General features: G+C 38.9%; 14 protein-coding genes. 4 read left to right on the top strand and 10 right to left on the bottom strand.

Annotated elements, in window-relative coordinates; all coding sequences use genetic code 11:
* Nucleotides 1–79 precede the first annotated feature (79 nt).
* Complete coding sequence (locus ACAN52_RS08670) at nucleotides 80–439, top strand: hypothetical protein (RefSeq protein ID WP_378954282.1); 360 nt, start codon at nucleotides 80–82, stop codon at nucleotides 437–439.
* 258 nt (nucleotides 440–697) lie between these two features.
* Here ACAN52_RS08670 and ACAN52_RS08665 read toward each other — a convergent pair whose 3' ends face one another.
* Nucleotides 698–1,360, bottom strand: coding sequence for a GyrI-like domain-containing protein (locus tag ACAN52_RS08665; protein WP_378954280.1), 663 nt, complete (start codon nucleotides 1,358–1,360; stop codon nucleotides 698–700).
* A gap of 11 nt (nucleotides 1,361–1,371) precedes the next feature.
* Nucleotides 1,372–2,166: a GyrI-like domain-containing protein gene (locus ACAN52_RS08660; RefSeq protein WP_378954279.1), complete on the bottom strand. Its 795-nt coding sequence runs from the start codon at nucleotides 2,164–2,166 to the stop codon at nucleotides 1,372–1,374.
* 481 nt (nucleotides 2,167–2,647) lie between these two features.
* Between ACAN52_RS08660 and murI the strand changes: the two genes are divergently transcribed.
* On the top strand, nucleotides 2,648–3,421 hold the full coding sequence (gene murI, locus ACAN52_RS08655; RefSeq protein WP_378954277.1) for a glutamate racemase: 774 nt from the start codon (nucleotides 2,648–2,650) through the stop codon (nucleotides 3,419–3,421).
* A gap of 560 nt (nucleotides 3,422–3,981) precedes the next feature.
* Here murI and ACAN52_RS08650 read toward each other — a convergent pair.
* Both ACAN52_RS08650 and ACAN52_RS08645 read right to left on the bottom strand, forming a co-directional pair.
* Nucleotides 3,982–4,656, bottom strand: coding sequence for an HAD family hydrolase (locus ACAN52_RS08650; protein WP_378954276.1), 675 nt, complete (start codon nucleotides 4,654–4,656; stop codon nucleotides 3,982–3,984).
* A gap of 39 nt (nucleotides 4,657–4,695) precedes the next feature.
* Complete coding sequence (locus ACAN52_RS08645; protein ID WP_378954274.1) at nucleotides 4,696–5,292, bottom strand: YitT family protein; 597 nt, start codon at nucleotides 5,290–5,292, stop codon at nucleotides 4,696–4,698.
* 195 nt (nucleotides 5,293–5,487) lie between these two features.
* On the opposite strand from ACAN52_RS08645, the gene ACAN52_RS08640 reads away from it, so the two are divergent.
* Nucleotides 5,488–6,405 (top strand): helix-turn-helix domain-containing protein, encoded by a 918-nt coding sequence (locus ACAN52_RS08640; RefSeq protein WP_378954273.1) that lies wholly within the window; start codon nucleotides 5,488–5,490, stop codon nucleotides 6,403–6,405.
* A gap of 219 nt (nucleotides 6,406–6,624) precedes the next feature.
* On the opposite strand, the gene ACAN52_RS08635 is transcribed toward ACAN52_RS08640, so the two are convergent.
* The 6 genes from ACAN52_RS08635 to ACAN52_RS08610 all read right to left on the bottom strand — a co-directional run bounded on the left by ACAN52_RS08635 (nucleotide 6,625) and on the right by ACAN52_RS08610 (nucleotide 12,706).
* Entirely contained in the window at nucleotides 6,625–7,296 is a 672-nt protein-coding gene (locus ACAN52_RS08635) for a flavodoxin family protein (RefSeq protein WP_378954271.1), read from the bottom strand.
* A 16-nt stretch (nucleotides 7,297–7,312) separates the two neighbouring features.
* Nucleotides 7,313–7,897: a helix-turn-helix domain-containing protein gene (locus ACAN52_RS08630; protein WP_378954270.1), complete on the bottom strand. Its 585-nt coding sequence runs from the start codon at nucleotides 7,895–7,897 to the stop codon at nucleotides 7,313–7,315.
* A gap of 163 nt (nucleotides 7,898–8,060) precedes the next feature.
* Nucleotides 8,061–8,762, bottom strand: coding sequence for an IS6 family transposase (locus ACAN52_RS08625; protein WP_378954269.1), 702 nt, complete (start codon nucleotides 8,760–8,762; stop codon nucleotides 8,061–8,063).
* A gap of 230 nt (nucleotides 8,763–8,992) precedes the next feature.
* Nucleotides 8,993–9,547 carry a flavodoxin family protein gene (locus tag ACAN52_RS08620; RefSeq protein ID WP_378954268.1) on the bottom strand — a complete coding sequence of 185 codons (555 nt, stop codon included), beginning with the start codon at nucleotides 9,545–9,547 and terminating at the stop codon, nucleotides 8,993–8,995.
* Between the two features lie 75 nt (nucleotides 9,548–9,622).
* Complete coding sequence (locus ACAN52_RS08615) at nucleotides 9,623–10,672, bottom strand: NADP-dependent oxidoreductase (RefSeq protein WP_378954267.1); 1,050 nt, start codon at nucleotides 10,670–10,672, stop codon at nucleotides 9,623–9,625.
* Nucleotides 10,673–11,536: 864 nt separating this feature from the next.
* Nucleotides 11,537–12,706: a YbfB/YjiJ family MFS transporter gene (locus ACAN52_RS08610; RefSeq protein WP_378954265.1), complete on the bottom strand. Its 1,170-nt coding sequence runs from the start codon at nucleotides 12,704–12,706 to the stop codon at nucleotides 11,537–11,539.
* 106 nt (nucleotides 12,707–12,812) lie between these two features.
* Here ACAN52_RS08610 and ACAN52_RS08605 point away from each other — a divergent pair, with 106 nt between their 5' ends.
* A complete protein-coding gene (locus tag ACAN52_RS08605; RefSeq protein ID WP_378954264.1) occupies nucleotides 12,813–13,673 on the top strand; it encodes a LysR family transcriptional regulator in 861 nt (286 codons plus the stop codon).
* Nucleotides 13,674–13,749: the final 76 nt, after the last annotated feature.

The following is a 13,749-nucleotide window of genomic DNA, read 5'->3' as shown; positions in this document are numbered from 1 at the left end:
AAGATATAGAAGTTGCAACACAACTATGGGACATAGCCACGCAATTAACAGGTGTAACTTTTAAATAGGAGGTATTATCATGCACAAAATTCTTATTTACGCAGCCTATAGTTGGCTGGCTTTCATCGGCACGATGCATATAATCGTTGATGTTGTGTCGCAATATTTACGCGGCACCCGCCTACCTAGTCCCGAAACAACACTCTATTGGGGGCTGAATATCGCTTACGGATTGGGACAGATTGTATTTGGATTACTTGCACTTTTGGTTGCTCGGCATGCTTTCGAAGTCCTAGACCGGTGGCCCGCAATTGCACTCAGTTTTGCCGCTGCGGTGACTTGGTTGGTATTTGGATTTACCTTCATTGAGTATAGCGAACCCAAAATCGTTATCCTAATATTTATTGCACTTCTTATTGCGGCTGTCATGACAAAGTAATCCGTGGCAAAGGCCGATTCTTATTACGGCTCGGACAAGATGAACGAAACACGTGACTTTCCGGCTTTGTCAAAGGTTCCGCCGCAGGCCGCAGATACCGACGTGGTCTCGCGCCTTTGAGATTTATCTGAAAAACCGACCAAATACGCAAAATTATATACAAATACACGAAATTCGTGTAAAAGTGTGCCCCCCTACAAACGTTCGCCCCCAAAAACAACGTCTACACTACCTGTCCCCTTGACAATGTTCGCTTCATCAATCTATCTTAGCAACAGGATGTCTTAAGACAGTTTTCAACCTTTGTGGAGCTGTTTTTCTTGGATCTGATAAATAAATCTCATGATGTCTACGTATTCTTCCATCAGGTTCAATTGATGAAATTGCATTTTTTAAGTTATTCTCACTTATATAAGTTTCAATCAATTTAACTGTTTCCGGTTCATCATCAAATGGTCCAATGTGCATGCTTTGCACACATAGGCCTTCTGTAAATGTTTCAAGATATGCCTTTGTAGTATCGATTTGTGGTTTTTTTCTTTTAAGTTCATTACAGGACCATTGGAATACTTCTTTCGTCACAAATTCAGGTTGTCGAATCATTGAAGTCCAACAAAATTTGTTCTTTTGCGTGAAATCCATATTGTCTTCTTCTAACCACCATAATCCTTCTAGCGGTGGTACAACATAATCAAAATAGTCTTCTGGCTGGTAACCATTCTTATTGCTCATTTTTATTGTATAAGACAATCCATATAGCAATTCTATTGCCTGCTGATATTCTCCACCTTCAATATTGGGATTGCCACTTCCATTTACCATAATAAATGTCATAGTAGGTACATTTACCACAGTTGGCTTTTGCTTTGGTAGATATAGATCCTTATATTCTTTTTTATAATCTATTTTTTCGGTAGTCATGTGTTAACCTCCTACTCAATTGGAATAATAACTTCCGTAATATAGTTATTGGGATTTCCTCTAAATATCATGCCAGGTGCTTTTATATATATTTCTCTAGATGGCGTTAAGCAGTTAACTCTTTTTTCCTGAGTATAGTCAAAAATAGCTTTATATGCCATATTAATGCTCTCATAAGTTCCAGTATGTATTGTAGAAATTGCTCTAATTGGTGGTAGTTCTTTTGTCGTTACGGCCGAGTCACAAACCTGTTTTAATGTAGGAACACACGATTCAATATCTGCATCTTCCTTATAGTCATCATCATAATAACAATTAAGCGGTGCGCCAGTTGCATCGCCTTTTATTACTTTATAGATTCTGTCGAAATACTTACCACAATCACTGTATTTACCGCTGTATCGGATCGATGCTACTTTAACAGCTGGAATATCCTTGAATGCTATTTTGTAATTGATATTATTATCCTCCATTAATTTTGGTTTAATATATAACTTGATTTTTTTCAGCAATGATTTTTCCTCGATAATTTTCTTCTTAACCATATCTTTCTTTTCTTCTAAAATATAGGATAAGTCAGCTTGACCTTCATAGATCTTCATAACATCTTTAATTTCAGAAATCGAAAAATTAAGTTCTCGTAAGAGAATAATTAGCTCCGCCTTCTTGAAATCATTATCGTCGTAAAACCTATAAAAATTTTCTTCATTTCGAAAAGAAGGTTTAAGAATATTCTCTTCATCATAGTATCGTAAAGCCTTCACACTTAAATTTGTTATTTTTGAAAAATCTCCTATTTTATACAATGTATCACCTCTATATTGATAGTATAAACTGTCCTGTGCACAGGATAGTCAAGCACTAATTTAGGTTCTGGTGCAAAAATTAAAGTAACGTTATAATCTTACCATAAACTTGAAAAGCAAGTTAAAAAAATCTCACAAAATTTATTTAACTGGAAAAATTTCCAATCTGAAATTATATTGTTATGCGTTCGCTCTAGGATTTGATCCCAACTTAATTCACTAGGGAGTGCCATATTCCTTATCCAACCATACAAATACACGAATCTCATCAACTCCGCAACACCCTTAACGAAAAAAAGACACAAAAAAAGACCATAGCATATGCTATAGTCAAGTTAGAATTTCCAACTTCCATACAAAATTCCTACTGCCGCTAGTGTGTGGTATAATGTAAGTAGTGCTTTTTAATTGGAGTTCTCTATTTTGGCGGAATTATTCATGATAATATTAATACAATAATTGAAACTAGGAAGGGATGAGTATGAAGATCGGCTTTTTTGACTCTGGTATTGGCGGCTTAACGGTTCTGGGGCACGCTTTAAAAATGTTACCATTTGCTAATTACATTTACTATGCTGATATTGAGCATGTGCCTTATGGTGAAAAGACAATAAGCGAAGTAAGACAATACGTCAAAACCGCTATGGATTATATGGCTGAGATCAAAGTAGATGCTGTGGTGATTGCGTGTAATACGGCAACGAGTGCTGCTGACGCGAAATTGCGGAGGAATTACAGTTTCCCAATCATTGGAATGGAGCCTGCTGTAAAACCAGCAATTGCTTATTGTCAAGCAAGAGGCAAAAAAACATTGGTGTTGGCAACTAGTCTTACTTTACGAGAGGAAAAATTCCAGCAATTAATTCATAAGCTTAATGCGACAACAATGGTTGATACGCTGGCGTTAGGCGGCTTGGTGAAATTTGCCGAAAAGTTTGAGTTTAACACTTTAGACGTAGATCAGTATTTGAAAAATGAATTTGCATCATTAGAGCTATCTGATTATGGTGCTGTTGTTCTAGGCTGTACTCATTTCCCACTATTCAGTAAGGTTTTGCAAGGATCGTTTGCAGAGGAAACTGTCTTTTTCGACGGAAGTGTTGGAGCCATCAATCATTTGGCAAATATATTAGAGCAAAAAGGTATCGCTCCTAGCCTGGATGATAAAATTAAAATTGTCATTACAAATGGTAAACTCCCGCCAAGTGACATAGATTATAAAAAACTATTACAAGCCTATGTGCACAGCATATAAAACACTGAAATCATAACGCTGGGGGCTAGTTGAGATTAACTCATCAATGGTTCTATCGTCCCCGCCCTCGGCTGTTTATGCTAATAATTTTCATAGTATAATATAGCAAAAACACCTTCCACAGATCTGGAAGGTGTTTTTCGCTATGAATAGCCCATATTGGCATAGATATGAACCGATCCTTCCAAATAGTTGGGATCGTTGTTCCACGATCCAAGGAGGTCCATAATTCTTTACTAAGTTTAGGTCTTGCCCACGTTCCGACTTTCCATGTAAAAAGAAAATTAAAGGCCACTGATTTGCAGTTTGAGAGTAGCCAACAGAGAAAATAAGCATATATTGCAATTCCTTATCGTGATATGAGAACGTATTTCTCTTTTCGCTAAAAGTATCATTCGCCTCTATTTATTTTGGTTCCTTTGACTCAAACCTGCCCCTAAATCCCCTTGCATATCTGCGTATTACTTGACTAGCAAAATTTTCAGGGCAATAAGGACTTTCCTGTTTTTGAGATTTTACCTTTGGTGTTACAGCAGACGAGGACAGATACAGGGACACCCTCAAAAATTAATCAAGTTTTTTACGTCTTTGTAATCTTCTATTACGACAGAGATATCAGGTATTTGCTGAAGCTGTTTCTTGGACAACGTTGAAGCAACTCCTATAATTTTATTTACTCCTGCCTGGCGGGCAGACTCAATACCTGACCTAGCATCTTCAAATACAATGCACTGTTGGGGCAAAACACCGATATTTTGGGCTGCCTTGTTGTAAATTGTCGGATCAGGCTTACTTGGGATAAGGCCGTTATCATAAACGACTTGTTCTCTTTTAAACCAATTGCCCAATTCTAAATATTGAAAAAAGAAATTAAGGTTATTTAGACCAGAGGCCGTTGCGATCGTAAACGGTATCTTTGTCGTTTGCAAATAATCCAAGAACTCCACTAAACCATCAGCCAATCGATAGTGCTGGCGATCTGCAAGACATAATTGCCGATAAATACGTTCTTTTTCTTCGATTAGCTGGTCAACTTCTTCTCGGCTTAGTTGCTTTTTTAAGAAATAAGTAAATGAAACCTCGGCATGGCAGCCATGCACATAGTTTTGAAATTCTTCATCGGCTATTTCCCTGCCAATTTTTTCACATAAAAATATCTTCCACGATTCTTCTTGTATTTTGCCGTCATAGAACATCGTCCCATTAAAATCAAAAATAATCCCTTGTTTTTTCATATAATCCCCCTATACTCTTTCATCTATTTATTCATATGGTTATTTTTCACCGTGGCCCTTTCCATAGAGAAAAGGTTTTGCTAACCGTTTATTAAAGAAGTCAATTGCCGGACCAAGAAAAAAGGCCGTGATGATCGTTCCAATGCCAATGGTGGCATTAAAAGTAAAACCTAATATTACGCAGGTAACATCCGAAATAATTCTGCATACACGAAAGGGAAGCGGTGATTTATCTGCTGCGATCAACGATGTTGCATCGTATGCCGAAACTCCCATACCTGCAGTAAAATAGAGAGAAGATGCCACGCTAATGAGCAGTAATCCGAATACCAATGTGATGATTCGAAGAAACATATCTGCACTAGGGAAAAGTATATTTAGCAGTACTAACGTATACTGAACCACATATCCGACTAAGAACAGGCCGAGAATCGTTGCAATACCGATGTAGTTTTTATCAAAAATCAATGTAAAAATCAGAAATACCGCCGTCACTAAGATAAATACCATTCCATACTGTATACCGCTCAGATTTGCGATTCCAGTTACCATCGCATTAAAAGGATCAATTCCTAAGTCTGCGAATTTTAATAATCCACATCCGATAGCCGTCCCGATCGTCCCCCATATAGTCATACTTAATCTTTTCCGAAAAATTTCTTTTTGCACGGTGATATAATCCTTTCTTCTTGTCGTTTAGCGCGATCATTCATTATACCGATCGTTAGCACTAATTTATTATGTTATAATTATATCGCCAATTATTGTTGGATTATATCACATTACAGACGATTTCTTGCAAATTTAAGACCAAAAAAGGGGGGTAACGTTGTGCAACGAGATTTTATTCCCATTAACGAAAAAGGTATGGAAGTATTAGAATATGTTACCGAAGATTTCCCGTGTGCGATTTTCTTTGCTGACATCGCCAAATATGCGCTAGGATATGTGCCGTGGCATTGGCATGAAGAAATCGAAATTTTTGTGGTGACCAAAGGTTGTCTGCGAATGCTGTTAGGAAGTCAGGAATATATCATTCGTGAAAATGAGGGCGCTTTTATTAATTCGAATATTTTACACTCTATGGTGGTGACCGAGGGGGAAGGCTGCGAATTAATCACAATCCTTTTTTCACCGTCTATTTTCACTGGCGGAAAAGGCACCTTTATTTATCGTCAAATGATTACACCTATTTTTGACAATGCAGGATTAGCAACCTATATCTTTTCAAATAATTCCACATGGAAAAATGAGATCATTTTATCCATTAAAGAGGTGTATTCTGCTTTTGCTAAAGAAGTTTTTTGTAAGGAACTCATTATCTGTGAAAATCTATCACGTATTTGGCGATTGATTCTAAATGATATCGTGCAGAAAAACGTAAAAGGTGTACTTATTAATCCCTTACAAGAAAGTCGTACTCAGTGCATGATGCAGTTCATTCATGATAATTATTCAGAGCCATTATCTATCAAAGACATCGCCGATTTCGCTGGTATTAGTACGAGAGAATGCTCTCGATGTTTTCAAAATGTTATTCATATACCGCCTGTACAATATCTCATGAAATATCGTATATCAGCTAGCCTTTCATTACTGCTAACAACAAACTTTTCCATGACGCAAATCGCTGAGATGGTTGGTTTCAACAGCTCTAGTTATTTTTCTAAGGTATTTGATGAACATATGAATATGTCCCCAACTGATTATAGGAAGTTTCATCTATTAAAAAAAGGTAGTAATTCTTAACAAAAAATTTGTATGTATAAAAATAAATCCGTTATAAGAAAACAACATCATAAAAAAACCGCTAATTACCTTACAAATCAAGGTAATTAGCGGTTTCACAGACTTTTATGATACTGATTCGCGAATTGGAGTTTTGCGTAAAGGTTCTACCTTCTAAAATGCAGGGGGGTGATATTGTCTGAGCGGCTTCGCAATGGTAATAGGTTTATCAATCCTATGCTACATTCCGATGTATTTCACATAATCAGGTATCGACATGAGCTGCATTTCAAGTTTTGGTTTTGTTTCTTCCGATACGTAATTTTGCGTTGCCATCTCATATCCTGCCTGCTCGACAACTTGCAAATATTCATTTACGGTTGCTTTGATTTTCTCGTCCTTGCTTTTTAAGAGTTTTCCGCAATTGCGATAAATCTCAAGAACAGGATTGCAGGAAGCAAACACCATTTTCATGGTTTCAAAATTGTTGTTGCCCGGAAAGCCACAGTTTGAAATCACCACAAATTGCTGCGTTTTAGGTTTGGAATCCGCAAGGTCAAAATTTTCGCCCGAATTTACAATTCGAGGGCTTTTCAGCGGTACGAGCCTATCGGCAAAGTTCTTGAGAGCTGCTGTCATATTCCATGTGTAAACAGGCGAAGCAAAGCACACCACATCAGCAGCATTATATTTATCCAAAAGCTCTGTCATGTCATCCTGCATCACGCATTTTCCTGGTGTTTTAAACCAGCAGGCAAAGCATCCTTTGCAGTGTCCAATGTTCTTATCAATTAAAAACACATTTTCTGTATCAGCATCGGCTCTTTTTGCGCCATCCAAAAACGCTTCTACAATCACATTTGTGTTGCTGTTTGCCCCAGCAGGGCTTCCGTTAAATACTATAAACTTCATTTTATATTATCTCCTTTTACAATAACTGATAGAATAAGCCGTGTTCTATACAGTACCAGATCATCATTCCGTGTCCTCTTTTGGGGATACGCACACCCAAATCCCACTCCGGATACTGCTTGATAAAATGGATACGATCGCCCATCGCAAAAGCCACAAATGAAATGTAATGCGTCTTTGTCATGGGGTGAACACTCGTAATATACCAATTGTCTTCTATGACTTGGACAGAAAGTTTTTCACTTTCTTCCGCTTTCTTCATTGCCTGAGCCATTAGCTTTTTGCCGCAGCATGAAACCTCTGCTTCACCAGTGCAAAGTGAAATATTATTGCATATTGAGCAGACATAATATCTTGTGTTTTTCATATTGCCTCCCACAAAATCATTCGGAGTCATATCGCCGACTAGCAATTTTTGTGTATCAACTCCGAGAATATCTGAAAGCTCTGGAATAAGCGAAATATCCGGACACCCCAAACCACGCTCCCACTTGGAAACGGTTTTGTCACTGATATTCATTTTGTCCGCAAGCTGTTTTTGCGTCATATTGCATTCCTGGCGCAAGGTGCGGATTATGTTTCCGACTTTAGTGTTTTGCATTTTACTGTACCTCCATGTAATAAATTGTACCAAGTCTACATCTGCTATACAATAAACTCTCCGTAGAGTTGTCTGTTTTAAAGTAAAAATGTCAAGCATCGATAAAAAGGTTCTGGTGCAAAAATTTTATAAAGTCAAAAATATCCTAGATTTCACTCCAGTGTTAAGCTACGATACCCATGATGTTGTTTAGAAACTCAACCTCAGAAAGGACAGACTGAATTTCTTCAATCTGTCCTTTCCTGATCATATGCATGGTCTCAATTCCGCAAAGTGTTTTCTCAGCAGTTTCAAAACTATCAAATCCAAGCATTGGCTTGACCTTTCGTTTTATAAAGCGATGGTCCTGCTCAATAATATTGTTCATGTATTTTACTTTTCGAAGCGACGTGCTAACAGAAAGGATTCCATTATAAATCATTTCATAGATAGCAACCTCGGTTGCAGCGTACTTGTCAGTTGTTATGACTCTTGGTTGCTGATTATGTATAGCCTTTAAAGCTTTGCTAAAGAACTTCTTGGTGGCATCTTTATCACGATGTTCAGATACAAAAAAGTCGATAGTTTTCCCTTCAGAATCTACGGCTCTATATAAATACGCATTTGTACCCTTGATTTTCAGATAGGTTTCATCCATCCGCCACGAATCATTCGTTGGTTTAATATGTTTTCTGAGTTTCTCGCAAATAACTGGAGAATATTGATGAACCCATCTCATAATTGTTGTATGAGTTAGGTTTAATCCTCTTTCTTGCATCATCTCTACAAGCATTCGATAGCTAAGTGGATATTTCAAGTACCAGCGAACACACAACATTATAATATCCGATCTGAAATGCTTCCATTTGAATAAATTCTGTGACATGCTCTTTACCTCAATTTTAAAGTTTAGGGTAATGATTATATCATGGATTTATTTTTTTGCACCAGAATCACTAATCCTTTCTACCTTATGAAATTACTTTCCTTCTCAATAATAAAATAGGGCTGTAATGATTAATCCCTGTTCACTTCAGCCAAAAGAAATAGCCTAAACCCTTATGTAAAAGGGCCTAGGCTGTTTTCGTCATTATAACTGCTATGGTTACATCCCGCTTACAGTTCGCGTCCAGTTTTCTCTGCTAATTGCAGAATTTCCGGCTGCTTGTTTATATCATCGACAGCTTGCAAAGTTCCCGCCACAATATTCTTTACTAGTTTCATTTGAAAAAAATCACCTAACCAATAATTAAAATAATCGGTTAATGATTGAAAAGCCTCCGCTGGTCCGCCGCTGGAAGTAACGGTAATATATTTCTCCCCTGGAAAATGACGCAATTGATGATTTTCATCCAAGAAAGCATACCAGCGATCAAAGAAATTCTTCATTTTCCCGGTCATTTGTCCCACATATACCGGCGTACCAACCACCAAACAGTCTGCCGTCACAATTTTCGGATATAGTTTTTGCATATCATCATTTAAAACACAGTACTCGATTTTACCAGTTTTACAGGCATTGCAGCCCACGCAGTCGTGAATAGTTAAATCATTTACGTTAATAATCTCTACTTCATGTCCTACCGCAACCGCTCCTCGGCAGACGGCGTTGACGATAGCAGCTGTATTACCGTTTTTTCTCGGACTTCCAATAATCGCCAATACATTCATCACAATTCCCCCTATAATCAATAATTACTTTATCTCCTAAGAATATTTTCTCCCCTTGGATGGTAAATTTCGCCCTCACGCGACAGTGAGCACGATCTTGCCTTGAATGTGCCCACGAGCGGCTCGTTCGTGGGCCTTGCGAGCATCGGCAAGCGGATAGGTACTGTCCAGGACAACACGGATCGTCCCATCATCGAGTAAGCGCCCGACTTCCGTCAACTGAGCCCCGCTCGAACGGACTTGGGTTGTCGAGACCGTGACGCCCAGCTTCTCAGCATCATTGGCACCGGAGAAACCTAAGGGGAACACTGGGAACAATGCACCGCCGCGCTTCAGCGTGCGCAGAAAACGACCGGTGGTCGGACCGCCGAGGGCGTCGATGACAAGGTCAATATCATGTGCAATATCCTCGGGATAATTTTTGGTGTAATCGATGAATTCGTCGGCACCGAGTTCCCGCAAAAGTAACTCATGTTTGCCCGATGCCACGGCAATGACGTGCGCACCTTTCAGTTTCGCTATTTGCACCGCGAAGTGCCCCACGCCGCCTGCGGCTCCGTTCACCAGAACTGTCTTGCCCTCAAGCGGCACTGGCTCATGCATGTTTGGCTGAAGGGGATTGGGTTCATTGTGCCCCAGTTCGATCATGAACTGCCACGCGGTGAGTAGCGACATCGGTGCTCCGGCAGCATGCACATGATCAATGCCGGTCGGCTTGAGTGCAACTTCCGCTGCTGGCACGCTGACGTACTCGGCATAGGCCTTGCTGTCCCCGAACATGCCGCTTGGAAAGCGAACCATCGAATACACTTCGTCTCCAATGGAGAAGTCCTTTACATCATCGGCGACCGCCTCGATAACGCCCGAAATATCTGTTCCCAAAATAGCGGGGAAAGCCACCTGCGGCTGCCATTCGAGCGGAAGCGCCTTATAGCCATCGCGTAGGTACCAGTCGGGGGGATTGATGCCAATCGCGTGAACGCGAACGAGCACCTCACCCAGATTCAGCTCGGGAGTAGACGCCTCCTCGTAACGTAGCACCTCAGGACCACCGAACTCATGGAGCTGAATGGCTTTCATAGTGTTTTTCGACATTTCTTTTTTCTTTTGACTTGTCGTAATCATCACATTTCCCCCTGTTTTTTTAGTTATTGCAATAACACAGCCCTATTTTCCCTAAGTGTTTGGAAGTTCTCTATCCCCTCTAAAAAAAATTCTTTAAAACACCATCTGCATTGTGGGTAATAAATAAAATTAGAACGCTGGATCTGGTATTTTTTAGGTAGACTCCAAAGACCAAATAAATTATTTTTCGTTAAAGCCGTATCTGCTATAGTAATAATAATCAATAAGGAACATAATAGCAAGTACGCACTATTTTGTAGTATAGTATCTTTTTATATACCAATAAAGAATCAAATGGTCTCGTTATACTTAAATGACAAACCAAGACACGAAATAGTCAAAGAATTATGGCTTCTACGCTTATTTCGCAGACAGTGAAGGCAACCGAATCATGTTATACACGATGTAGTAATCCTACTACTAAGGAAAGTCTAAGTGAGGATGACATCCCTTCGATATCTGGGAAAGGTATCCGGTCTTGCTCTAAGTGTGGTACAACGCTACGAATGGTTTGATGGGCTTTGACAGTCCCCTCGCCTAGTGTTAATGGCGTTAGAAAATCAATACCTTCACGGCGGCCAACATTTCAATGGCTAATACATTACAAACGTTATCTAAAATCTCTCTCCCTTGGCGAGCCGCAATCATCCCCGAATAAACCCCTGTCTTACCGGGAAACCATCCCACATCATATGAAAAGATTCTATTATCTTTTCATCAACCATTTTACATCCTCCTTCTATACATGAAGTACAAAATATTTTTCATTAAATACTACTTTACACATTATTTTTAGGGCTGTGGTTGGGATAGCAATAATTATCAGGGTACTCACTTGATTAGTTAAGCATTATTTATTTGCTTTCAGTCTTTCAATTTAATATCCTCCACTCTCAGTGCCATCAATGCGAATAAGGCCACTATTAAAACCGCTACAGCAAAAAAGCTGGGAGCTACTATGTTAAAGTTTTTTTGCAGATATGCTGCAACAATGGGACCAATGATCTGACCTAATGCATATACCGTCGTTAATTCTCCAATAGCTTGCATTTGATTTTCGGGTTTCATCTGGGATGCCAAGGTAATCGTTAAACTGGTTATTCCCATGAAGGTTCCGCCAAATAAAACACCTCCAATCAAGATACTTCCTTTATTTGGTATTATAACTGTTAATATAATTCCTAAAGCCTGTACTGCAAAAGCCAGAATTAGGCTCTTTTTTATATTTGTCATTTTCGCGATGTGTGCCCACAGAAATGTAGAGGGCACTGCCGCCAAGCCAATTAATATCCAACTTGGGTTCGCAATATGGCTGAGTTCATGCATCCCTTTTATCATTTGTACAATAAATGTAGCTGTGATGATATAGCCAATCCCCTCAAGTCCATAGCTAATGAGAAGCACATACCACCTATAATCTCTCACAAAATTATTTGTGTTTCGTATTTCTCCCGGTTCCCCAGTTTCTGAACGCACTGCCTGCGATAGAGTATACCACGCCACGATTCCAAAAAGACTTCCGCCGATTGCTAATCCTTGCCATGATGCTTTCCAACCACCTATGCTATCAAAGATTGGTACAAATATGCCGGTAAGAGCAATGCCAATACCAACTCCACTATATAGATATCCAGCCCAATCCCTTCGTCCTTGCCCTAAAGTAATATTTGAGGTAACAACAAATAAAATTGCACTTAGAAATCCAGAAAGTAATCTTAGTACAATCCAAACTCCTTCATTTACCGTGAGTGATATAGCTACCATCGTAATTATACTGACAACCATGCCGACTCCTAACCATACTAGCAAATTGTCCTTAATCCTTTGTTTTCCTGAAATATACGCCCCAATCAGATAACCTACATAGTTGGCAGAAGCCAGCACTGCTATATCCAATTCAGATATACCAAGATCTCTTTGCATCAGAGGAATAATTGGAGTAAAGCCAAATCGTGAAAACCCCATCGCCAAGCTCAGGGCACAAATCCCACCTACAAGAGTAGAAATATTACGTTGCTTATTCGATTTATTCATCTCCTTGTCAAATGATATAATTTTATGTTACTATAAAATCATTATTCACAGAAGCGATTAATTTCTATTATAGCAATCGTTTTTACCTATTGGAGTGAGATTTAAAATGGATTTAGATGATATAACCGTATTTCGTGAAGTCGCATTACATGGTTCCATGACTAAGGCTGCTGAAACTCTTGGTTACGCACAATCTAGCGTTACTGCACGCATACGAAAACTAGAAACAAATCTGAATGTGAGCTTATTTTATCGAAATGCTAAGGGAGTGCAACTCACTCCTGCCGGTAAGATTTTCTTAGAACAAGGGGTAAAAATCACCCAGTTGCTCGATGAATTATATTTCCGCTTACATCCCGATGAATCGGCTGGCGGTTTACTGCGAATTGGCTCTATGGAAACAACAGCCGCAATTCATCTTCCTGTTTTGCTTAAAAAATATCACTCCTTATATGATAAGGTTGAATTATCACTGCAGACTGGAACTACGGAATACTTAATTAATCAAGTTCTGAACTATAATCTGGACTTCGCATTTGTTGCAGCACCTATTAATCACCCTGACATCATTGAAATTGCTGCATTTAGAGAGGAAATGGTCTTGGTTGCTGAAGGCCGACGATCTCCAAAAGATATTGAGGAAATCTTAAGAAATAGAGTCTTATTAGTTTTCCCCACTGGCTGTTCTTACCGATCACTACTTGAACGATATCTGTTGGAGAACAAATCGATTTCCTTAAAACGTTTTGAATTTGGCTCATTAGAAGCTATTATTGGTGGAGTAGCTTCTGGTATCGGAATATCCCTATTACCTAAATCCGCTATAGCTGACAAAATTCAATCAGGTACGTTAACCTCTTATGAATTGCCATCTCATCTACGAAATTGCACAACAATGTTAATACAACGAAAAGATATAACACAAACGATAGCCATGGCTAATTTTATTGATATAATGAATACCTAACACTACTTTTCATTGTGTTAATAAAATATATAATTCCAGTTTTAGCTGATATCGCTACTCAAGATTTTTCAAAAGT

Source organism: Pelosinus sp. sgz500959, assembly GCF_042610375.1.
Classification (GTDB): Bacteria; Bacillota; Negativicutes; order DSM-13327; family DSM-13327; genus CTSoil-075.
This window is presented reverse-complemented; position numbering and strand designations above follow the sequence as displayed.